Annotated in this window: 22 protein-coding genes; 10 read left to right on the top strand and 12 right to left on the bottom strand. The window is 58.8% G+C overall.

Annotation, left to right across the window (positions count from 1 at the left end):
- The first annotated feature begins 9 nt into the window (after positions 1 to 9).
- The 7 genes from JS528_RS03940 to JS528_RS03910 are packed head-to-tail and all read left to right on the top strand — an operon-like array spanning position 10 to position 6,535.
- On the top strand, positions 10 to 912 hold the full coding sequence (locus JS528_RS03940; RefSeq protein ID WP_214357782.1) for a PcfB family protein: 903 nt from the start codon (positions 10 to 12) through the stop codon (positions 910 to 912).
- Positions 913 to 951: 39 nt separating this feature from the next.
- Positions 952 to 1,950, top strand: coding sequence for a hypothetical protein (locus JS528_RS11520; protein ID WP_240541293.1), 999 nt, complete (start codon positions 952 to 954; stop codon positions 1,948 to 1,950).
- On the top strand, positions 1,947 to 3,407 hold the full coding sequence (locus JS528_RS03930; protein ID WP_214357781.1) for an antirestriction protein ArdA: 1,461 nt from the start codon (positions 1,947 to 1,949) through the stop codon (positions 3,405 to 3,407). The genes JS528_RS11520 and JS528_RS03930 overlap by 4 nt, the downstream gene beginning before the upstream one ends.
- A gap of 18 nt (positions 3,408 to 3,425) precedes the next feature.
- On the top strand, positions 3,426 to 4,139 hold the full coding sequence (locus JS528_RS03925) for a hypothetical protein (protein WP_214357780.1): 714 nt from the start codon (positions 3,426 to 3,428) through the stop codon (positions 4,137 to 4,139).
- On the top strand, positions 4,136 to 4,444 hold the full coding sequence (locus JS528_RS03920) for a hypothetical protein (protein ID WP_214357779.1): 309 nt from the start codon (positions 4,136 to 4,138) through the stop codon (positions 4,442 to 4,444). The genes JS528_RS03925 and JS528_RS03920 overlap by 4 nt, the downstream gene beginning before the upstream one ends.
- Positions 4,441 to 4,974 carry a hypothetical protein gene (locus JS528_RS03915; protein WP_214357778.1) on the top strand — a complete coding sequence of 178 codons (534 nt, stop codon included), beginning with the start codon at positions 4,441 to 4,443 and terminating at the stop codon, positions 4,972 to 4,974. The genes JS528_RS03920 and JS528_RS03915 overlap by 4 nt, the downstream gene beginning before the upstream one ends.
- Positions 4,907 to 6,535: a VirD4-like conjugal transfer protein, CD1115 family gene (locus JS528_RS03910; protein ID WP_240541292.1), complete on the top strand. Its 1,629-nt coding sequence runs from the start codon at positions 4,907 to 4,909 to the stop codon at positions 6,533 to 6,535. Before JS528_RS03915 ends, JS528_RS03910 begins: the two co-directional genes overlap by 68 nt.
- A 26-nt stretch (positions 6,536 to 6,561) precedes the next feature.
- Here JS528_RS03910 and JS528_RS03905 read toward each other — a convergent pair whose 3' ends face one another.
- The 4 genes from JS528_RS03905 to JS528_RS03890 are packed head-to-tail and all read right to left on the bottom strand — an operon-like array spanning position 6,562 to position 9,793.
- Positions 6,562 to 7,719, bottom strand: a complete 1,158-nt coding sequence (locus JS528_RS03905) for an ABC transporter permease (RefSeq protein WP_214357776.1) — start codon at positions 7,717 to 7,719, stop codon at positions 6,562 to 6,564.
- Complete coding sequence (locus JS528_RS03900; RefSeq protein ID WP_214357775.1) at positions 7,700 to 8,401, bottom strand: ABC transporter ATP-binding protein; 702 nt, start codon at positions 8,399 to 8,401, stop codon at positions 7,700 to 7,702. The genes JS528_RS03905 and JS528_RS03900 overlap by 20 nt, the downstream gene beginning before the upstream one ends.
- 19 nt (positions 8,402 to 8,420) lie before the next feature.
- Complete coding sequence (locus JS528_RS03895) at positions 8,421 to 9,260, bottom strand: RND family efflux transporter (protein WP_214357774.1); 840 nt, start codon at positions 9,258 to 9,260, stop codon at positions 8,421 to 8,423.
- A gap of 47 nt (positions 9,261 to 9,307) precedes the next feature.
- Complete coding sequence (locus tag JS528_RS03890) at positions 9,308 to 9,793, bottom strand: hypothetical protein (RefSeq protein WP_240541291.1); 486 nt, start codon at positions 9,791 to 9,793, stop codon at positions 9,308 to 9,310.
- A gap of 881 nt (positions 9,794 to 10,674) precedes the next feature.
- Between JS528_RS03890 and JS528_RS03885 the strand changes: the two genes are divergently transcribed.
- Entirely contained in the window at positions 10,675 to 11,793 is a 1,119-nt protein-coding gene (locus JS528_RS03885) for an amidase domain-containing protein (protein ID WP_214357773.1), read from the top strand.
- Between the two features lie 77 nt (positions 11,794 to 11,870).
- Positions 11,871 to 12,185, top strand: a complete 315-nt coding sequence (locus JS528_RS03880; protein ID WP_214357772.1) for a hypothetical protein — start codon at positions 11,871 to 11,873, stop codon at positions 12,183 to 12,185.
- A gap of 227 nt (positions 12,186 to 12,412) precedes the next feature.
- Here the strand turns inward: JS528_RS03880 and JS528_RS03875 are convergent, their stop codons facing one another.
- Genes JS528_RS03875 through JS528_RS03850 form a run of 6 tightly spaced genes read right to left on the bottom strand, consistent with a single transcriptional unit; the run spans position 12,413 to position 19,148 of the window.
- Complete coding sequence (locus JS528_RS03875) at positions 12,413 to 13,654, bottom strand: hypothetical protein (protein WP_240541290.1); 1,242 nt, start codon at positions 13,652 to 13,654, stop codon at positions 12,413 to 12,415.
- 22 nt (positions 13,655 to 13,676) lie between these two features.
- Positions 13,677 to 15,269, bottom strand: coding sequence for a CHAP domain-containing protein (locus JS528_RS03870; RefSeq protein ID WP_240541289.1), 1,593 nt, complete (start codon positions 15,267 to 15,269; stop codon positions 13,677 to 13,679).
- A complete protein-coding gene (locus JS528_RS03865; RefSeq protein WP_214357771.1) occupies positions 15,266 to 17,662 on the bottom strand; it encodes a VirB4-like conjugal transfer ATPase, CD1110 family in 2,397 nt (798 codons plus the stop codon). Before JS528_RS03865 ends, JS528_RS03870 begins: the two co-directional genes overlap by 4 nt.
- Entirely contained in the window at positions 17,655 to 18,035 is a 381-nt protein-coding gene (locus JS528_RS03860) for a PrgI family protein (RefSeq protein WP_055427677.1), read from the bottom strand. The genes JS528_RS03865 and JS528_RS03860 overlap by 8 nt, the downstream gene beginning before the upstream one ends.
- Before the next feature lie 42 nt (positions 18,036 to 18,077).
- Positions 18,078 to 18,923, bottom strand: coding sequence for a VirB6/TrbL-like conjugal transfer protein, CD1112 family (locus JS528_RS03855; RefSeq protein ID WP_055427678.1), 846 nt, complete (start codon positions 18,921 to 18,923; stop codon positions 18,078 to 18,080).
- 18 nt (positions 18,924 to 18,941) lie between these two features.
- Positions 18,942 to 19,148 carry a hypothetical protein gene (locus JS528_RS03850; protein WP_025263185.1) on the bottom strand — a complete coding sequence of 69 codons (207 nt, stop codon included), beginning with the start codon at positions 19,146 to 19,148 and terminating at the stop codon, positions 18,942 to 18,944.
- A 516-nt stretch (positions 19,149 to 19,664) separates the two neighbouring features.
- Here JS528_RS03850 and JS528_RS03845 point away from each other — a divergent pair.
- Positions 19,665 to 20,666 carry a LacI family DNA-binding transcriptional regulator gene (locus JS528_RS03845; protein ID WP_214305467.1) on the top strand — a complete coding sequence of 334 codons (1,002 nt, stop codon included), beginning with the start codon at positions 19,665 to 19,667 and terminating at the stop codon, positions 20,664 to 20,666.
- A gap of 51 nt (positions 20,667 to 20,717) precedes the next feature.
- On the opposite strand, the gene nagA is transcribed toward JS528_RS03845, so the two are convergent.
- Positions 20,718 to 22,022 (bottom strand): N-acetylglucosamine-6-phosphate deacetylase, encoded by a 1,305-nt coding sequence (gene nagA, locus JS528_RS03840; protein WP_214357770.1) that lies wholly within the window; start codon positions 22,020 to 22,022, stop codon positions 20,718 to 20,720.
- Between the two features lie 73 nt (positions 22,023 to 22,095).
- Positions 22,096 to 22,908, bottom strand: a complete 813-nt coding sequence (nagB, locus tag JS528_RS03835; RefSeq protein ID WP_214357769.1) for a glucosamine-6-phosphate deaminase — start codon at positions 22,906 to 22,908, stop codon at positions 22,096 to 22,098.
- Between the last annotated feature and the right edge of the window lie 55 nt (positions 22,909 to 22,963).

The raw sequence follows: 22,963 nt of genomic DNA, 5'->3' as shown, positions 1-22,963 counted from the left end.
GAGAACCCCATGGCGGCCGAGGACCAGGCACAGGAACTCATGATGCGCGTCAGCGAGCAAGGCACGCGCGTCATCATCGACGTGACCAAATACGGGCTCGACAAGGCGCTGCACCTGCTCGGCATCGGCGTGCATGCCACCGGCGAGACATTACGGCAGATCAGGACCACCGGCAAAGTGAACAGCAAAACCCTGCATCGCACCGGCGAGCCGATCAACGTGCAGGAAGTCACCGGACGATACGCCCGACAGCTCGAACACGACCTGAAAAAGGCCGGCATCACCTTCCACATCGAGCACGACCGCGACACCGGCCGCACCTTCCTCCACTTCCAAGGCAAGGACGCCGACGAGGTCAACCACGTCGTCTCACGCATCGTCGAACGCCTCAACCGGGAACTCGCCCGGCAGGAGACCGCCACGATTCCCGAACCCGGAGACGCCGACCCCGCACGGCCGGCCACGGAGACAATGCCGACACCGGAACGAGAGGAGCCGAACCCGTTCCTCGAACCCTCCGACGACGCGCTGCGCCTCGCCTTCGACGCCGAATCGCCATCGAACGGCCGGTTCGACTTCCGCACGGTGCCCTGGGACCGCGACGCTGCGATCATCACCGACCAGCTCGACCGGCTCCACATACCCCACCACACGCAACGGGTCGCCGACGACACGGTGCGCTTCACCTACCCGGCCGGCCAGGCCAGACGCATCGCCGACACTATCGAAACCCTGACCGCACGCTCACGGGGCCTGGACTGGAGCCGCATGGACATCCCCGCCCCGGACGGCGGCGTGCGCCGCCCCAAAACCAAGCAGCAGACCTTGAACGACATCCGCACGCGGGCCGGCAAACGCATCGAAGGCCAACGCCGCACCGCGCCCTCGAAGCAACGCACCCGCACCCGGTGAACGGATGCGCGACGACCATGACCGGAAAGGAGCATCGTCATGCCCGAGCTTTCAGCCAACGCGCGTTGGCTCATGGACAACCTCATCGACAACGACCGGCAGGCCCTGGCGGACATCGCACGACGCGGCGAGCAATACGCGGCCGCCGGCATGCCGCAGGACAATCGGCTGGGCCAGGTCGCCCGCATGGTCGTCGATGACGCGATCCGACGCCACAACCAGGCATGGCCCGACGCCTCGATCAGCTTCCCTGCGCCGGACCTCGATCAGGCCTCCGACGAGATCGCCCAACGCATCCGCACGCAGGCCGCACGATCATGGAACACGCCCGACGCCATGCAGACGCCGACGCGATGGCAGCCCGAGCAGCCCGGGAACGCGCAGGTCCCGGTCCCGGAGCCGAGGCGGAACGAGACGGCTGTCGGCCGGCCCGGCGGCGAGCGGCCGACGCAACCCGCGGCCGGTGGAAGAACAAGGGAGATCTGGCCGCGCGTGAACTTCCCCAACAGCTACGTGCACCTGTACCGGATGACCTCCAAGGACGGGCGCACGTTCGACAAGATGCGCGTGGCGATACCGCAAGGCACCAGCATCCGCGGCGTGGACCTGACCGGATGGCAGCTCGACCGCTTCCTGACCGACCATGCGAGGGACGCCAAACTGAACGGGCGCGACGTGACCGTCAGCTTCAAACCCGGCGAACCGGTGGAACTGTGGCGTGGCAAAGGCGAGCAACGCGAGACCATGCGCATCGACGACGCATGGCAGCTGTGCCGCGCTGTCAAAACGCAACGCATGGCCTATGCGAGGCAACGCGCCGAAAACAAACCGGTCACCGCCACCACCGGCACCCCAGCCGGCGAGGAACCACCCACAGCAGCCGATCCGGAGAACCCCGAACAGACGGCCGCGCAATCCCGGCCGGCCGGCAAGAGCCGGACGCTCGACGCCATCAAGGACAGGGCCGAGCTCCGCGCGCAAACACCATCCACCGCGCAGGCAAGAACGCAGACGCAAACACAGACAAGGAGCCGATGATGGCGGAAGACGATCTGACGATCAACGTATGGGTAGGCAACCTCGGCCGATACAACGAGGGCACGCTCATCGGCGGATGGCTGCGCCTGCCCACGGACGAACAGCGGATCGACCGGTTCCTCACCGAACAGGTAGGACTGACGCTCGACGCGCAGCAAGCCTATGAGATCGGACGCCAAGGAGGCGTCACCTATGAGGAATACGGCATCTTCGACCACGAATACACGGGCCTGCTCGCCGCACTCGACTACCGGCCCGGCGAATACGAAGACCTCCACGTCCTGAACACGCTCGCGCAAGCCGCCCGGATCTTCGCGCAAGACCAGCCCGAAGCATTGGAGGCTGTACGGCTGGCAGCCGACATGAACGGCGTGCACGACCCGATCGGACTGGCGAACCTGCTCGTCCAATCCGAGGACATCGAATACATGACCTACGACCCGCCGCAAGGCATCACACAGGAGAACACGCCCGACCTGGACGAGATGTACGGCTGGCATTGCGTCAACCAAAGCACCGAACTCGCGAAACTCCTTGACGGACCATACGGCATGTATTTCGACGTGGCGAAATACGGGCGCGACGCCGTCATCAACGACAACGTCACCCTCGCCGACCACGGGTTCCTGCTCGACTCCACCATCCCCGACACCAAACGGTATTCCGGCACGGAACTCAAGCAGATCATCGACGCCTACACCGACGACGAGCCCGGTCTCGACGCCACGACGCAGTCGACCCCCGACGCGATGCGGATGATCGAACGCTGGGGAGACACGCACGACAACGTGATGCGATCAGACGACGCCACACGCATCACCGAACGCATCATGCAGGCCAACGACACCGATGACGAACACCTGCGCCAACAGGTCCAAGGCCTCGTCAAACCGGTGGCCGACCAGCTGGATGGCGACATGCCCTCAGGATCGGCCACGTTCGCCCAACTCGTCGCCGAACACGCAGCAGAACACGCCAATCCCGACCAGGTGCCAACACGGGAACCGTTCCGGCTCGAATCGCTGCTCGAACCCGACGAACGCATCATGGAATACACGCTCGCCGGCACGGCGACGAACTGGGGAGCACCCGTCTACCAGTGCATCATGCCCGCCGATTCCACCGACATCAGCGCCGGATTGGAAGACACCCTCCAACGCATCATCGCCGACCGGACCGGGCGCGGCGACGCCGCCGCGATACTCGCCGAAACCATGGGCGCCAGACCCGCCGACGAACTCGACCCCGCCGACGGCATCACCCCGATCGACCAGGGATACGCGCTGCCCGCACCCATCACCTCCTTCAACCCCAAACCAGTGACAGAGGAAGAACCGAATACGTCGAAAGGCAAGGACGCGGTGCTCGACGGCATACGCCAACGGGCCAGCCAGCGCGCCGACGACCCCACAGCCCATCCATCCACGCCGGACCGGACGAAGACCCGCAACCGATAAGCCGCCGAGGAGACCAGCATGACCAACATGGACACCGCCTACCGGCAACTGCAGGACGAACTCAAACGCCTCGGCTACGAGCTGCGCATGGAAGGCTTCGGCATCCTTCAGCCCCAAGGCTCCTACGGGGACATCGAACCACCGTACCGGCTCGTCACCCTGCGTGAGATCCCCATCGAACCGTTGCCCGAATGGTCGGCCGACGTGCACCCGCACGACATCACCTACCGGTTCGACGCCGCGCGATACCAGCACGACCGCGAACAACGGGACACCGTTGACGTGCGCGACTACGAAACATGGACACGCACCGTATGCGACGAACAACACGTGCAGGGCCGCGTGCTCATCGACATGGACAAAACGGCGGAGGAACGCATCGCCGACCTCGCCACCGCAATCCACTACATCCAATCCGCGAACCCCGCCTGCCGCTCCTACCCGGTGGACCGCAAGACCCGACACAACGAACTGCCCGACCGCACCCGCATCAGTCAGCCGATCGACGACTACCGGGACCCGTGGAGCATCCGGGTCATGGCCGCACGGGAACAGGCCCTCGACACGCTCTCCTCCAAACACGTCCGGGTGGCCAAGGCCCGCGCAGAATCCGACGCGCTCACCGGCGGCGGCCGCGACGCCCGCGCCATCGGACGCGACGCCATCAACGCCATCCAAGGCAAAGCCCCGAACATCGGCAAACCCGCCAGAAAACGCAGACCAGGCCGATGAGCGACGCCCGACATCCGCAGGCCTATGCGCGCGGCATCCTCACCGATGACGCCAGATTCCACACCGACGGCGACGGCAGGACGACGGCAACCCTGACCGTGAACGCCGGCACCATGGACACGCCACTCATCATCCGCGTGCACGCGGCCGGAGACCATGCGGCATACCTGCGCGAACAGGGCGCGCTGCAGGGACGACGGTTCATCGTCCACGGCATCATCCACGAAGAGGAAAACGCCGACGAAGCCTACATCCTGGCCGACGAAATGGCCCTGCACACCAGCGTCAAGGACACGCTCCCGTGAACACGGCACGAACAATCACGATCATCGATGCAGGCGAGGAAACCGTTGGCATTCCAATCACACGCGGGAACCCGACCATCTACGATGCGGAAACACCCGCGGGGCGCATCCTTGCCGCGATGTGCGACGGAGACGACACCATCGAGAACCGCCAAGGCCTCACGCGCATCACCATCGCCGCCGACGCGGGAAACAGACAGACGGAGCCCGGACGAGATGAGCCTTCGACGGCGGACACCGCCGTCATGCATCCGACAGCCGACGATCCGCCATGGACCAAGGAACAGACGCTCACGAACATTCGCGTCCGCGCCGAACACCGCATCAACAGTCGGATCCCGCAACCGACCGACGTCCCCGCAGGTGATGACATGCGACGAACCATAACGCGCAGCACCGCGGCGGCACGGAAAGAGACAGGGGAAACCAATGAAACGCCTGCAAGCCATACTGCCCGCGGCCATGGGACTGTTCACGCTGTTCTGGCTGGGCGACAAGATCGGCTACCAGATACGCACCGATCTGGATGAAGGCACGAGCGTGATCGACCTGATGAACAGATTCTGGCTCGACCTGTACCATCCATTCCACCTATCCACGAATCATACCGATTTGCTGTGCGGACTCGCCGCAATGGGAGTCGGCCTGCTGATCTGGGCATACAAGTACACGGCATGCCTGAACCTGCGCAGCGGCGAGGAACACGGTTCCGCCCACTGGGGCACCCCAAAGGACATCAAACCGTTCATCGACCCCGTGGAATCCCGCAACATCCGATTCACCGCGACTGAACGGCTATCCATAGACACGCAACACACCCTGCGCAACCTCAATGCGCTCCTGCTCGGCTCATCAGGCTCCGGCAAAACCCGCTACTACGTCAAACCCAACCTATTATCCGTGGATATGAACTGGGCCGTCACCGACCCCAAAGGCGAACTCAAACGCGACACGGAACACGTCATGCGCGATCGCGGATACCAGGTCAACACGCTCGACCTCATCCACCTCGACCGATCCGACCGGTTCAACCCCATGCGCTACATCGACCCCGAAGAGCCCCAATCCGCGATCCTGCGTCTGACCGACAACCTCGTCACCAACGCCACCGGAGACCGCAAAACCGGAGACAGCTTCTGGCAGGACGCCGAAAAAGCACTCCTATGCGCCCTCATCGCATGGACCTACTACACCGAAAACAACCCCACCCTCAACCAAGTCACCGACACACTCGACCGAATGGGAGCCAGCGAACAGGACGAAGACAAGGAATACATCATCGACGCGCTCTTCGCCGAAACCCAAACCGAAATCCACCGCATGCGCGAACACCCCGACGACTACGACAAGGAAACCCGGAACATGCTCGACGGGCTCGCCTTCGCATGCGCCCAATACAACACGTTCCTCAAAGGCGCCGGCGAAACCAAGAAAAGCATCATCATCACCACCGGCGTCCACCTCGCACCACTCCAAGTGCGCGAGGTACGCCGGATCCTCGACGGCGACGACATCCGGCTCGAAACCCTCGACCAAGGCAAACGCATCATCTACCTCGAACTGCCCGACACCAACGCCACATTCTCCTTCATCGCCAGCGTCTTCTACCAATGCCTCTTTGAAACACTCGTACGCAAAGCCGACACCAAACCCGACGGCGTGCTCGACCGCGATGTGCACTGCATGCTCGACGAATTCGCCAACATCGGCAAAATCCCCAACTTCGTAAGGCTCATTGCCACCATACGAAGCCGGCGCATCAGCTGCAGCATCATCCTCCAGACCGTAAGCCAAGGCAAAAGCCTCTACCGAGATGACTGGGAGACCATCGCAGGCAACTGCGACAGCCAGCTCTTCCTCGGCGGCAACGAACCCAGCACCACCAAATACATCAGCGACCGACTCGGAGACCAGACCATCGATGTCATTGAAACCAGCGAAACCAAAGGTCTCAACGGCAGCTGGACGCGCAGTAACCGCAAGAACGCGAGAAAACTCCTCACCCCGGACGAACTTGGGCGCATCCCCACCAGCCAGTGCGTATACCTGCTCAGAGGGATTCCGCCATTCGAATCAAGGAAAGCGATGTAGTGCAGCCATAAGTTCAACCGTCGATATCAGCGGAGAGCAAGTGCTGGTTGCAGTCGTGCTGCTTTGATAGCTGGGGCCAGTGCTCCAAGTGCGGCCGTTGCAACTGCAGCGGCGCAGGCGATAATAGCAGCAGAGACGGGGTATTGCAGTTGAACCATAGATGCTGCGGGCAATAATACGGGTAATGTTCCTACGATAAGCAATGAAATTATTATGGATCCTAAAGCAACGAAAAGGCTTAGCATGACGGACGATCCTACGACGAGACAGACGATGCTAAGCCGTGTTGCCCCGAGAGCGCGCCGTATCAACAGTTCGCGGGCTCGTTGCTCGATACCGGCCATGCCTATGTTGATGATACCTATAGTGGATACCGTCAGCAATAGCAGGGCGGAGACCAGTGTTGCGGCCTGTAGGAAACTTACTATGGAATCATAGCTTTCCGCATTGTCGGTTCTGGTCGTATCCGTCACCGAGCCGCCGACAGTGTCGAAGAGCATGTCATTGACGAGCTGTTTGATCTCCGATTCGTTGAACGATAATGAATGGGGATGTACTCGCAAGGTGATGCTGCTCGGGGTCCAGAGCAGAGGAAAGAACGTCTGCAGCATTATTGGGTTCATATATATCACAGGTTCAGTGGATCCATCGCTCACGACGCCTCTGACGTGCACATTGAACGTTGAAATACTGTTGAATTGTCCAATCGTTAGTGAGTTGTTGACGGTATATAGATTATTGGCTGCTTCGTTGACGACCACGCAAGGTGAGGTTTGTTCGTTGTCGGTTGGGCATCCGATTCCTGAAATCAGGTGATTGGGGTAGATGAGGCTACGGTTGGAAGATGCGATGAGGAAGGTGGCGTTCTGAATCTTGCCGTGCTGGTATACGCCGAGTGAGGATATTTGGTATTCAGCAGCAATAGCCGCATCCTGACTGTGCTCTAGACTGTCCAAAAATGCGGCATTGGCTTTTGACGAGTTTGTGCCCGCATCTTTGACAGTCAATGTGTATGTGGGAGACCATCCCGAAAGTTGTGCATTGATGGTCTGCAGATAATCTTTTCCGGTCGTTCCGATAAGCACCGAAGCGATGAGAGACAGGATTCCAACGGCCATGGACAGTGATGTCAGAATCGATCGCATAGGAGAGAGACGAAGATCTTTAATGATCATTTTGAGCATGCAATTCACCTCTTTCCATGATGATCTGACGCTGACATTTCGACGCAAGTTGAGGGTCATGCGTCACAAGAATCAGTGTCGTATGGTCTTGGTTGACGCGGTCAAACAGAAGATCCGCGACCGCGTTTCCGGTTTCCGTGTCAAGGGCGCCAGTAGGCTCATCGCAGATGATGATGTCCGGGCCTGTGACCAGTGCACGAGCTATCGCGACCCGCTGTTGTTCTCCACCAGACAAGGATGAGGGGAATGCAGAGGCGCGATTGGACAATCCGACGGACTGCAGCGCATTTGAAATCCTTCTATGCATTTTTCTTTTGGTATATTTCCGGCTGTATTCCAATGGAAGTGCCACATTTTCGACAACTCGCAGATGTGGAATAAGGGAGTAGTTTTGGAATACAAATCCTATGTGGGCACACCGGAACTTCGTGCGCCGAGCATCGGACCATCCGTCAACGCTTTCGCCGTTGAACTCCAGTGTTCCTGAGAATTGCGCATTAAGCAGACCGATGATAGAGGCTATGCTGGTCTTTCCCGAGCCGGATTTTCCGACGATTGCGGTCGAAGTTCCCTTTTCAAATTCGACCGATGCATTTCGCACGGTTGTGAGTTTGTCACCGTTAGGTAGTCGGACATTGGCACTTACATTGCTCAATCGTATGATTGGCATACGGTCATTCATCGGAACTCGCCTTTTCCCGTCATTGATTCTCGTTCACATCATCCGCCAGACCCGGAGCGACCGCAGAAACAATGTCGCCTTCATTGAGGCCTTTCAGTATTTGGATATGACTTCCGTCAGAAACGCCCAATTTCACCGCAACGACTTTGGATTTGCCATTTTTCACGACGGATACCTTTCCTGATTCAAGACGTCCTGACACGCTTGAGATTGGGAGCAGCAAAGCGTCATCAACCGCGACGCCCATTAGTGCTGTGGTTGCGCTCTGACCGGGAAAAGCGGCGGTGTTCTTAGGAAAGAGACATTGCAGATTGCGCGTGCCCTCCGTGGGCCCCGATATGCCAGACGTATCCGTCGTATTAACCGCATCAGAGCCAACGACAGCGGCACAATTGGTTGGCCCCTGCCCGTCCATGACCTGGAAGCGTCCTGTTATCTCCGTATCGGTGCCTATCGATCGCAGTAATACCGATGCGTCTACGACCGTGGACAATCCTCCGTACTGTATTCCCACCAGAGGGTAATTGGCCGATACGGAATTGTCTCTCGCCACTGATGTGACCACGCCATCTACAGGAGTCGTCACCGTCGTATCATCGATAGTGCCCAGCTTGTCTCCGGTCTGTACCAATTGCCCGTCCGTGACGGAACCGTGAAACATGCCTGGCCGGGAAGCGGAAACAGTGAAATCTGACGAAACGCGCACCTCAGAAGTCGCTGATATCAGGGGAATGACTTTCCCTCTTCGAACGGTCACTGTTTGTGTTTGCGATTGCGACTGACTGTTGCTTCCATTCTCAGTAAATCCTTGATCATCAGAGGCGCATCCCGTAATCGCGGAGAAGATGGTCATTGTCAAAATCGCGCTAATTATTCGCTGGAGCTTTCCGTAAGATCTGGCCATAATCACAACCCGTTTACGTCTCGGTACCAAGTGCAATCGGAATCATAGAACTGTTGCATAACAGAGGTATCTCCCAGCTGTGCCTTGCCGATTACTTCATTCTTAAAAACATTGTCTTCATCTATGTAATACGTCTTGAACCAATCGGTATCGGTTACCTTCTCCAATTCGCTCAGCGACTGCTGGTCACTGCCATCATCGGAGTTGTTCAATATCTTGTTCTCGGTTGAACAGATCCAGTAGAAATAAGCCTGTCCCTCACCCCACCCTTTCTGGTAGAGCTGATTGTCGCTCGTGGCTTTGGTCATATCCGAGGGAAACTGATCGCCGTCAGAGAGTGCGAAGGGGAAGTTCTCAGTGGTTTTCTTGTATTCTTGATTTGACTGCTCCCATGTCAGCGTATCCGCGCTATTTGTTGCACTCTGACCGCATGCACCGACTCCGAGCATCATTCCAACCGTCAGCAGCATAGCAAATGTTTTCTTCATTACGACTCTTTTCATTATGCTTTTGCATAACCGTAGTTGGCTATGGAACATAAGTCGTTCCATAGCCAACTACGGTTATCTAGCTAAGGCTGATGTCATCTACAAGTTCAGAGTTCCAGCCCAGTAATTGTCGGCCCCTCTTTGAGCTCCCATTCGGCCATTGAGGGCGTACGATCCTGTGGCAACCCAGCCCCAAGACTGGTCTCCACCACTACCGTTATATTGAAGAGAACTTGTTTTCTGCTCTCCATCCGTGCCGCGCAGTCCGAATCGGCTGTAGGTTCCGACATTGTTGTAAATTCGCAGGGAAGCATTACCGGCAAGATGAGACCGGAACGTCGAATATTGGATAAGGGCCCCTCCGGTATTCAGTTGTCCCCATACGTCGTACGTCGCGGCTTGAGCTGAAAGAGGTACTCCGAACGCCAGAACTCCACTCACGGCAGCTGCCGCAAGCGCTTTCTTGAGGTTTGTGGTTTGCATTATAGCTCCTTTGCTTGTGTCCATCAGGACACTGCCCATTATGCTGCTCTGCTATGGCAGAGTGATCTTCCCGTGGTTGGATGTCATCTAAAGATGACATCCAACCACGGGAAGATCAAACCGAATGCGATCTCATCGACTGCATTATTGGTTGTGATTGCGTTCGGCGAGCAAACTATTGCGATCGAAGCTGTTGAACCCTGATGCCTCAACGATAGTTAACCACAGCGTCCGAAAACGTCAGAAACCCCCACTGCAGATGAGCCAGGACGCATCCCGCCAGTTAGTGCAATGCGTTTACTGACTCGTGGCATGTCGCCGTAAGGGGCTGTCATCTATAGATGACAAAACTCATGCATACTTACCTATCTCCTGAATTCGATGCCATTATGCGTTAAATGCAAGCAAAAAAGATTATTCCTCTGCTGACTGCTCTTTTAGTGCCGACTTTGTTGCTTCCTGCGAATGCATATGCGTATGGAAGCGACAATGCGAAGACACAAGAGATCCAGCAGACGCTTCATCAGTATTCGCAAGAACTATTGGCTGAATATCATTCGCCGCGTACGAGGTCCAAATTGAATGTCCCACTTACTGCGGAGGAACAGGCTGAAGAAGGTCTTATCAGCAAGAATGTTGAAGTCATACCGACGATTAGAAACATTCAATCATCAAATGATGGAAAGTACCTGATTGATGCAGATATGACCGTGAATGTGAGCCTGGACGCAGACCCGGATACCGTTATTTATGTTAATGGTAAGCGAACGGACCATCTTGACCAGAGTTGGACTTCTACACATGTCATGGAGCTTGCCCATGTGGGAAGGCAGCGAGGGTATTCAATTATTAGCGACAAAGTGATTGATGAACAAGATTCACCGGAATATGCCGACGCATCGGATGAATTGTCGACCGAAGACAAAACACCTGCTTCTTTGGATGAAAATGGCGCATTGGAAAGTGAAGCACTCAACAAGGCTCAGACATATGCCTTCGGGGACAACTCCGTCGGAGTAAATTATATTAAGGCGATGAATTATGCCGATAAATGGACGAGCCCTGAGTATGAGCATAAAATGAATCCCGCGTATCCGTCGTTTGGCTCTAACTGCACAAATTTTGTCTCGCAGGCTCTTCATGAAGGTGGAATGACGCTGACCCGGCTGTGGAATTACTCTACCGTATTGCCGGACAAGCTGACGACACGCGCTTGGATGAATGCAGCTAGCAATTATTCGTACATGAAGCATTATTCGCATAGCTATGACAGTTTGGATAATGTCTGGAAAGCATGGCAAGGCAGCATATTGTATGTCGATTGGACCTCGAATAATGAAATCGATCATGCCATGTTCGTTGTGGGTGTTGTCGTAAAGGACGGCAAAGCCAATCCGGTCATAGATCAGAAGCAAGAGAATCGTCATCAAATCACGTTGACGGAGTCGTTGCAGCATGCCCATGAAGAAGGGAAAAATAATATGACCTGGTATGGGCTTCAATATCGTTATGACTGAGAAAATGGGGTCTGGCTGGCATGAAGAGTAAAAGGTATTTTCAGGTTATATCAGTCATTGCCCTTATATATGTCTGCATGACGGGCGTACTGATGTTTCAGGTGTCCGCGGCATATTCTCAGTGGGAAGAAGACCAAGTTTTCTGGAATTTAGCGACTTTAGTCTCAGCGGAGACCGAAAAGGCGAATGCGCGAGAATTCGGATTGACTGAATTTGAAAGACCTGAGCTTCCGGAATATGTCGAGCCGTCTCATCAATACAGTATTTTTCCGTGGGAATTACTAAAGGAGAAGAATGACATCATAGCGAGCGATGAGCTCATGAAGCAACAGACGGAATCTCATCTTGAATACGCGAACAGTGTTCTTAATGAATACAATCGTCGCAATTGATGAGATAAGGGCTATTCCATGCAATTCTGTGGGATAGCCCTCGTCTTTTTATTCTTTAGAGTCGCTTTAATCCGGTCAAGTTGACCAGCCCGGCCGTGACTGCCAACGACAGATTGGTCGAATTCAACCGCAGGCTCCCTGATATGTTCGACATCGTCGAGACCGACTGGCCCGAAAACTCGACGAATACCGCAGCGCCGTCTCCTAGCCAATCTTGCAAAGTGACGTTAACCCAGCCGGTCGGGAAATGAGGGGATTGGCGATTGCCCGGGCACATCCCAAGTGGGATTGCCTCGCGTGACTGGCTGGGATAAACCTTCCGCTGATGGTGCGGGCTGTCGATTCGATGATTGGGGATCCGATTCCGGTTGTGCGGAATCATCAGAACGGCCCAGGTCAGATGTTTCCTCGTTCTCTACAGTCGTCATAGAGTCACGAACGGTTTGCATGACTTCGTTGAGGTCTTGAATGGCTCTGTTATAGACATCAAGATTCTGATGGTCGCGCGTCATGAGTCGTGCACGGGTGATCTGCTCATTGAGTCGCGCGCGGGTGTTGTCGTCTCTGACCTTGTTCGCGGATTCTTTGTAGAACCTATCGGCGTCTTCAATGGTTTGGCTCAGTGCGTTCTGTGCGTTGTCGATCTGTTGTTGTTCCTGTGATGCCTTGACCGTGTCAACTGTGTCATGCAGGTTCCTGATCTGGGTTCTGAGCTGGTTATTCGCTCTCCCTATTTCTGCACGAGTGCGATCGAGACGGTCGGCCGTCAGACTCGGATCGCAATTTTCTGTTGAGATCGATGGTTGATATTGCATGATTTTGCCAAGCAGTTCCAAAGACTTGGGATCCCGCACGTCTTTATCCTGGAGCTTCGCATATGGTTCCGCCTGTTTCAATGCCTTGTTCCATTCAATCCGCACTATGTCAGATTGCTTGATTGCGTGATTGCATGACGTGAGCGCCGCCTGATGGTCGTAGTTCTTCTTCGCCATGACAAGGCCTGCGGCTGATCCTGCTGCGATGACCAGAACGAGCATGATGCCGGCAATGCGGGTAAAAGGGATATGCCGATGGACGGCCACCTCATCCGTGCTGTCAGCCGATGAATCTTCTGCCAAGGACACATCATCCTTGGCATGTTCCCCTACCCCCATTGGTGTGTCTATCGTCGTTCCCGTCCGTTTGTCAGGCTTGGATACGGGAGTGCTGTCGTTCCACGTATCGCGAGGCGGCTCATCGTCGATGATGGGTGTGATGGGCAGCAGCCGATGTTTGGGTTTTCTGTCTGTCAACGGTTCCGGTGGGGCCCCAGCAGTTTCAGGGTTTGCGATGGCATGTGCAGCCCATTGGCTGAGTTCCGGCCATGTACTGGGGTGCTCGTGGATTTGTGTGAGGAGATCCCGGTTGTTGGAATCGCTCATCAGGTCGGCAAGCTCGTATGAATCTAGTTTGGGATTGATACGACGCATGATTCCTTCTTTCCCCTCAGGATTAGTGGATGTAAGTGATGCTGGGATTGTTGGCCTGCTCTTTGGTAAGGGTCCTGAGCCATGCGTATGGGAGGCCGCCGCCGGATTCGCTGACGACGATGCTGCCGTCGTCCTTGATTTCCTCGACGATGGCGACGTGTCCGTAATCGGCGCTTGCGCCGAGATAGCCTTTGGTGAAGCTCGCCACGTCGCCAAGCTGTATGCCGCCGCCCGTCGGGTATCCGAATTTTCTGGCGCTTGACGCCCACATCCAGCCGTCGCCCATGTAACCGTCCACAGGTTTGCCGATCTGCAATCGGCGGGCGGCCGCCCACCATGTGCATTGACCGGTTGCATAGGTGGTGATCTTGCTTACGGGCGTGCCGGTCGCTGCCACATCCACGTTCAGCGTGCCGGGCCGTATGACCAACGGTGGCGTGAGCTTGCCGATGGTTCGTCCTGCCGTGGCCGAGCAGCCGCCTCCCGCGTCGATTGCCGGCTTCACGTTGTCGAGATACCGTTTGGTGGTGTTGGGAATATCCGGGTATCTCATGAGATTGCCTTCGCCGGCGTTATGGGCGATGACCAAAGCCGTCAGGTCGTCAAGCTCGGAGAACGGCATGCCCGGATGCGCGGCTTTGAGTTGTTTGACGCCTTCCAGACGGTTTTTCAGGTATATGCCGCCGTAATGGGCATGGACCATGGGGTCGGTAATACCTTCAGGTGGCGTCTGGTCGGCGCCTTCGGGATGCACGCCGCGCCATACGTTCCTGTTCATCTGCAGCAGTCCCCATGTTCCGCCGTTGCTGTCGTCGGCATACGCATCCGGTCGGAAACCGGATTCCTGCTTCATGATCGCCGCGATGAAATCAGCGCTCAATCCGCTCAATCGAGCCGCCTCGCTTACCCATGGCTTCGCCTCGTCCGGAACCTCGATCATACTGGCCTCGCAGCCTCCGTCATCTCCGACGGCAACGGTGGGGATAAACCACAGCAGCAGACTGAAGACCATCAGCACCGCCGCCACGCCCAATAGAAATGGAATGCTGACCGCAGCTGATGCCGATGCCGCGACACCGGCCCTCACTGCCGTTACGGCCCGAGAAACTGCCTGTGTGACCTGTCTTGCAACCTGCGTCGAAGCTCTGGCAACAGATTTGGCCCCCTGGGCACCCGATCGTACGGTCTTGCCGAAACGCCTCGCATGTTTGGCACGAACCGAAGCCGTTCTTCCCGCCGCGGCACGCGCCGTTGAACCTCTTGCGGCATTTCTTGTGCGAATAATACCGGTCACGTCGTCGCGTACCCGATTTGCGGGGACCATTGATGATAACGGGTTGTCGTCCTCGCTGGTCTCCGTCTGTGTCGATTGCGATTCAAGCACGGATCGTGTCGCATTCACACCACGTTCCAAAACGCTGACGGTTGTTATGCCGGTCGGGCGCGATACTTCGGATTGATTGTTCCTGATGGTGGTTCGTGGCTGTTTCAGCCCGGCCAACACTGGGCCATGGGAGAGTCCATTAACATGACGGACTTTCAAACCATGAATCATGCCGTTCGGCCGAACGAGATTGCGCGTGGCGTGGAATGAGTCGGAGGTGACGGGTCTCATTCGGGCTTCCGATCCTCGAATTTCGTGGTATACAACCGGTAAAGCAGACTATCGGCATCGATACGCCCATCGAACGGTATGAACGCAGTGCCGCTCTTGGCCATGCCCTGACCGGGCTGCACCCCGGTGAAGAACGCCCGCTGCTCATCGGACAGCTTCAGCAGCTCGCACAAGGCATCGGCATCCGTGGCGGTCTGGTTCAGCAGCAACAGGAAGTCGCTGTTCGCGAGCATCAGACGCGCGTCCTGGTTGGCCAGCAGCTCCTCGATGTTCTGCGTGATGCCGGTGGGGCACAAACCCCATTTACGGGCGCGCTTGTACAGGCGCAGGAAGTATTCGGCCGCATACCGGTTCGAGAACAGCAGATGGAACTCGTCCACCCACAGCCAGGTGCGCCGGCCGAGACGGCGATTCCTGACGACCCGGTTCCATATCTGATCCAGAACGACGAGCATACCGAACGTACGCAACTCCGCTCCCAGACCGGAAACGTCATAGACCAGGAACCGGCTGGACGTGTTCACATCGGTGGCATGGGCGAAGGCGTTCAGACTGCCGGTCGCGTAGATCTCCAATGCTCGTGCCGCGTCACGGGCGTCCGGCTCATTTAAAGCCGCGAGACGGTCATGCAGGGTGGCGAGCGTTGGCATGCCTAGTTCGGGATGCTCCCGCACCTCGCGATACATGCCGATGACCGTACGATCGATCAGACTGCGTTGCATGTGGTCGATGCCGTCCTGTCCGCCGATCAGCACACCGAGCATGTTCAGCACGCTCGCGCATTTCGACCGTATCGGATCACCCTCGGAATCATCCTCATACTCGATATCCAAAGCGTTGATATGCGCGCGCGACGCTTCCCCGATCTCGACCCGTTCACCGCCAAGACCGGTGCATAACGGCGTGAACTCACGTTCCGGGTCGATGACGATCAGATCATCGTCCGGACGGGTCAGATAGATCTGGGTTATCTCGTTCTTCGCCGCCTGGCTCTTGCCCGAACCGGTCGTTCCTAAGATGAATCCGTTGCCGTTCATGCCTTTCGTACGGTCGATGACCACGGGATTGCCGGTGCGGGCATTCGCCCCGTGGAACACCCCGCCCGGCTCGAACAGCTCCTGCGACGTGAACGGCACCAGAATCGCCGCGCTCGACGTGGTCAGCGTGCGACGCATCGGCGGCAGGGGATTCCCCAACGGCAGCACGGCGTTTAACCCCTCCACCTGCATGTAGGCCAAGGTCTCGGCCACACACGACTGCCCATCGATCGCGGCCGTCACGTCACGAACCGTCTGATCCAGTTGCTCGCGACTGCCCGCCGACACGTCCACGATCATGAGGGAATCCACCAGACGGTCGCCGTTATGCTCCAGATCATCACGCAGCTCACCCGCCTGAGTCATGGATTCCTGAAGATCATGAGGCAGCATGTCCTCGGGCAGATGCTGTTTGCGGTTCTTGCGCCGCTCGTCGATGGCCTGCATATCCATTTCGGCGATCGTCCGGTTCACGAGCTTCAACCCCTCGGCCTTGCCCCGCGGGGACAGATGGATGCCGACCGTGATATCCGCCTTGATGTCCGTGATGGACGACACTAGTTGATCGCTCAGATAATCCGGGAAGTCACGCACCAACAGACACTGATGCCACACCTCCGCAGTGCCCGAGCTCAACCGGAGCCGACGGCGATCCGACACATCCACGGCGAACGGGGCCACATAATCCTTCGTGGACATGCCATGCGATTTCAGGAAGCCATCCTCGGTGAACGAGAACCGGACACCGTGCCGCAGCATCCCGTGCAATACCGCCAGACGCGACTGCCGGTTCAAGCGGACGCCGACGCAGCCGCCCACCGACCGCAGTTGCGCCGTGGCACGCAACGCGGCACGGTTCAGCAGCGTGACCGCCCGTTCCCCGTCCCGCTCACGCAACGTCAACGTCAGATACTTGTCCGTCACCGCGCCCTGCGAACGCCCGGCGAGACGCCGACGCACATTGCGGTTGAAGTCCCCGCGCAATCCATCCAACGCATCGCTCCGAAGCGACATGGCGATACTGCGCGTCACCTCCTCGGGATCCAGCATGCGCGTGGCGACCGTGATCTGGACTCCCATGTTCTCGCCGATCGAATTCAGGAAACGACCCCACCGGTCCACGACATCCAGCTGCTGATCCTGGGTCGCGACCTGATAATTGATGTCGCTGATCCGCAGCGACACGCTCCACCGGTCGCCGCCAAGGAACACGATGCCATTGGACAGCATCGAATCATAGCCAAGCAACTCCTTCGACGAACGAGGCATGCGACGATTCCCGGACCGCCTGTTCCCGACCTTTCCATGTCGCTTACCGTTGCCTTTGACCGCCTTGCTGCCACTGATGTCAGACATGACGACGTACCTGCCTTCCCCTGATTCGTCTACGGGCCTTCTCCTTCAACGACGGTTTGCCGGGAAACCTCGCGGGAACATAGGGTTCGAGCAGGTAGACCTTCGGACCGAAACGCTGGCGCAGCATGTATCCCAGATACCGTTCAGGCTTCAGCCCTTTCGGACGCCACCAACCCCACAGCGCGAACGGCAGGCAAACCGCAAACAGCAGATACGACCCCAGATCGGACAAGCCCAACGACCAGAACAACGCCGCCTCACCTCCGCCCAGGACGAGCATGCATGCGGCGGCCGCCAGTTGGCGCCAGCTCAGCCCCCACATCACCTTCGCCTCGACATTGGCGATCTCCTTATATACGCGCATCTGCAACATGAAAGAATCCTTTCCCTGATTGGCCCCGGTTGTGGTAGGCGGCTACTCGCCGCCGGCTATGGCCCGGCTGACACGCTGACTCACCGCGATCACGAAGAACAGCAGGATGCCCGCCATCATGAGATTGCCGAAGTTGCCCGTCACCCACGCCACCATGCCCTTGTCCGCGGAATCCGGGATCTTCACGGCATCGACCACGACCCGCTGATAGAACACCAGACAGATGAACACGCACACCGCATTCACCGACGTGCGCGCATACGACTTGAAGAAACCCACGCCGATCGGCTTGGTGTCCTCATGCACCAGAAACGCGAATGGCAACGACTGGAACGCCGTCAACGCATACAATTCGATGAACCGCACATACAGCACCACCGTGAACACCACCGACGCCAACTGGGACAACAGCCACGGGATCACCAGCAGAAAGAACAACGCCGCCTGCCCCATCACCCCGGCATCGCGAATCTGGTCACGCATCAGATCGCCCAGCTGACCGCCGTCGCCCGTCGCCTCATACGACATCTGAGAAGACACGCCCTGCATGAGGAACTGCGTGACCTGATTGAACATCCGAATGAATAGACTGGCGTTCTGCACGGCGATGAACACCAACGCGATCTTGAACATGGTGCCGGCCACGATCTTCACACCTAGATCACGGTCCGACTCGATGCGCGTCGAGTTACGCGCCAGCTCCAACGTGAACATGACCGCGAGCACCACCGATGTCAGAGGCTTGACGGCGACTCCATGCACGTTCACCGCCAACTGGTAAAGAGCGGGATTCCACGTCTCCGGCGCCTGAGATAACAGCCCGGCTGTGATCGAACCGGCACCTCCGCCGCCGATCATGTTGAGCATGGCTACAATGAAGTCCTCCACGGCAGGCCCCGAATCAGCTCAGCCCAGAGCCACCGCGTTGAAAATCTGCGCAGCCGCGATGATCATGCCTCCACCCACGATCTGCCACAGTCCCGATTGCGTCTGCGGCCCGTTATGATCCTTCAGACCGCCACCGAAGGTAACGGCGCCCCACACCAGCCACAAGCCACCACCGATAGTGGCGAACCTGACGAACAACTGAAGCACCTGATTCAACAAATCCACGACGGCCTCCTCTGACAACGATCAAGGAGCCCGATAGGCAACGGCCTCCGTTGACCTCATCGTCAGGGAAAACCAGCAGGATAGCGGCGGACAGAGGAACCTCGTTGCCCCGCATAGGTATAGGAAGACTGTTTCCCAGTCTGGGCAGTGAAAAGGGAAGGAACAAGCAAAAGCTCGCCTCTTCGATTCATAGCGCCACACTCAGCGGAATCAGACCGGAGTGCGAAGTTGGTCGAGCCGTCATCGGCATATGTGCAGCAGCACTGAAGCATCTGTACTTGCCGTTACATATTTGCAGATCTGAAAAAGTCAGAAAAGGAATCCGCAGCGGAAGAATCTTCAGAATGGCGGGCATGTCAGCTGAGATATACCCGCCATCCTATGCATTGTCCCTTTGTCGGGACATGTGCAGTCTACCAGTCATGGGTAAACTTCCACGCCGCCAATGCCGCTAACCATGCCTTCCCGGGTTATGCTGTAGTAAAACTCTTTACTAAAGTTTGCGGGGAGGATGTCATGGCCACGCTCAAGGAGGTCGCGGAACGGGCCGGAGTGTCGCAGAGCACGGTGTCGCGCTTGCTGAACGACCCATCGTTCTCCATCAAGGAGGAGACGCGACGGCGCGTGCTGCGCGTATGCGAGGAGCTGGGATACCGCAACGTGTTCCGTCCCGCGATCGCTGTGCTGGACGCCCCCCCGTCCGGGGAGGAGCTGCAGGACGCATACTTCTCCGATCTGCGGAAGGTCCTTGCGGAGTGTGCGGAGTCGATGGAATTGGACCAGCCCACGTTCATCCGGTCCATACACGAGCTGACGGAACGCGCAGCGGAGTTCGATGGGTTCATCACCGTGGGCGCCACGGTGTTTCCCGAAACAGACCTGCGTGCCCTGCATGCGGCACTCCCACATGGCGTGTGCATCGACACGAATCCGGCACCGCACCTGTTCGACTCCGTACGGCCCGATCTGTCGCAGACGATGCTGGATGCCTTGGACGCGATGATCGCGGCGGGCCGCAGACGCATCGCGTTTCTCGGTGGCGTGGGCAGCATCATGGGCACGCATGATTATCCCGAGGATATCCGCGAACTGTCGTTCCGCCAGTGGGCTGCGCACTTGGGATTGGAAACGGACGGATTGGTGTATTCGTCCGGCACGTTCACCGTGGAGAACGGTTATCGTCTCGCGGAGCAACTGGTGGCCGATCATCGTGAGGCCGGCAGCATGCCCGATGGTCTGATCGTGGCCGCCGACGTGCTCGCGGTGGGGGCGTTGCAGGCGTTGAACGCACTGCGCGTGGCGGTTCCCGACGAGTTGGCCGTGGTGAGTGTGAACAACCAGTCAATCGCCCGGTACACGTCGCCGTCGCTGAGTTCGTATGCGATCGATCAAAGGGAGTTGGCCCGTATGGCGTTCTCCACCTTGATTGATGGGTTGAAGCATGAGCGGCGGGTGCGTCGTCACATCCTGCTGACGACCGAGCTGGTGCCGCGCGCAAGCTTCGTTCCTCAGGCGTAAGACGTCGTCTCGAAGACGGGCGGCACCGGCGTCGATTTTGCTGGAAGGAATTTACTTCACCTGGCGGCCGGCGCACCAGACGTGTTGGGCGGTCCAGTCGGTGGGGTCGAGGAGGTTGAGGTCGGCGGCGTATCCGGGGGCGATGAGGCCGAGCGGGGCTCCGGTGACGGGGTTGGCCTTGTCGAATCCGAAGGCGCGTGCCGGGGTGAGGGTGGCGGCCTCGACTGCGGCGACGGGGCTGAAGCCGAGTTCGTTGACCGCGCGCTGGACCGCGACCTCCAGGGTGAGCGTGGAGCCGGCGATGGCGCCGTTGGACACGAGTCGGGCGTGGCCGTCGATGACGTTCACGTCGAGTTCGCCGAGCTTGTACGCGCCGTCGGGGCAGTCGGTGGCGGCCATCGCGTCGGTGACGAACGCGATGCGGTGGGGTGCCAGGCCGAAGCCGAGCTTGACCATCGGGTTCTGGACGTGGAAGCCGTCGTTGATGAGCTCGATGGTGACGCGCGGGTCCTCGACGGCGGCCGGGATGGGGCCGGGTTCGCGATGGTGCAGGCCGTTCATCGCGTTGAACATGTGGGTCATGATGCCGGCGCCCGCGTCGAAGCCGGCTTGGGCGGTGGCGTAGTCGGCGTCGCAGTGTCCGACCGCTGGCACCACGCCGGCGGCAGCGAACTGGCGGATGGCGCCGATGCCATGCTCAAGCTCCGGCGCGATGGTGATCTGGCGGATGCAGCCGAGCTTGCCAGTGGCGGGGTCGGCGCCCGAGGCGTCGAGCATCTCGTCCACGAGTTCGGGCACCGGGTCCTTGAGGCAGTTCGGGTCGTGCGCACCCTTGCGCTTCAGGGCGAGGAACGGGCCTTCGAGGTGGCAGCCGAGGATGTCGGGGCGGGTGGCCATCTTCTCGCGCACGGTGCGGATGTTGCGGCAGATCACGTCCATCGGGTTGGTGATGAGCGAGAGCACCTGGCGGGTGGTGCCGTGCACCGCGTGGCCGGCGCGGGCCACGTCGATGCCGTCGGGGCCGTCGTCGAAGCTCTTCTCCCAGGCGCCGTGGGCGTGGATGTCCACGTAGCCGGGCGTGAGGATGCGGCCGGCCGCGTCGATCACCTCGCCGGAGCGGGAGGCCGGGTCGATGCCGACCGTGCGGCAGGCGTGCTCGAACGCCTCCTCGCCGGTGCCGTCCGCGGCCGCGGCGCCCGTGGCCACGATCACACCGCGCGCGTCCGAGACCACCCAATATCCGCTTTGCTCGCCGCGGGCGTCCACCTTGCGCGCGCCACGGATCGCGACCGGACGGGCCTCGCCCTCCAACGCCGCGGTCATGCGCGCGACGATCTCGTTTCTGTCCTGTGCCATGATTTCCTTCCTGTATGCGTTCGGGCTCCTTCTTTGCGGAGAAAGAAGGAGCCCGAGTTCGGTTCGGTTACTGTCAGATGCCCTGCCAGGCCGGCTTGTGGGCGAAGGCGTAGCGGTAGTAGTCCTTGTGACGCAGGCGGCTGGCGGCCTCCTCATCCACGATGATCGTGGCGTGCGGGTGCAGCTGCAGCGCGGAGGCCGGGCAGAACGCGCTCACGCCACCCTCGACGGTCTCCTCGATGGCCTCGGCCTTGCCCGAGCCGAACGCAAGCAGCACGAGGTGACGGGCCTTCAGGACCGTGCCGATGCCCTGCGTGATGCAGTGGGTCGGCACCTGGTTAATGTCGTCGTCGAAGAAGCGCGCGTTGTCGATGCGGGTCTGCTCGGCCAGGGTCTTGACGCGCGTGCCGGAGGCGAGCGAGGAGCCGGGCTCATTGAAACCGATGTGGCCGTCGGTGCCGATGCCGAGGATCTGCACGTCGATGCCGCCCGCGGCCTCGATGGCCGCGTCGTAGGCCGGGCCGGCGGCGGCGATCTTGTCGCCGTCCTCGAGCGGGGCGCCGTTCAGCACGTCGCCGGGCACGTGGACCTTGGCCGGGTCGAGGCCCAGGGGCTCGACGACCGTGCGGTGGATGGTGGAGTGGTAGGACTCCGGGTGGGTCAGCGGCAGGCCCAGGTACTCGTCGAGCGCGAAGCCGCGCACCTTGGAGACGTCGATGTGCTCCTCGTGCACGATCTTGGCGAGGGCCTGGTAGGCGGCCAGCGGGCTGGAGCCCGTGGCGAGTCCCAGCACCGCGTCCGGCTTGGCCTTGATGAGGTCCGCCACGCAACGGCCGTAGATCTCGCCGGCCTCCTCCTCGTTCTTGACGATGATCACTTCAGCCATGATTGATTGCCTCTTTTCTGTGGGTGTGTTTTGGGGAATATGCACGGGCGGCGGC

This window comes from Bifidobacterium santillanense, assembly GCF_018555385.1.
Lineage (GTDB): Bacteria > Actinomycetota > Actinomycetes > Actinomycetales > Bifidobacteriaceae > Bifidobacterium > Bifidobacterium santillanense.
The sequence above is the reverse complement of the archived record's forward strand: the minus strand, read 5'-3'. Positions and strand labels throughout refer to the sequence as shown.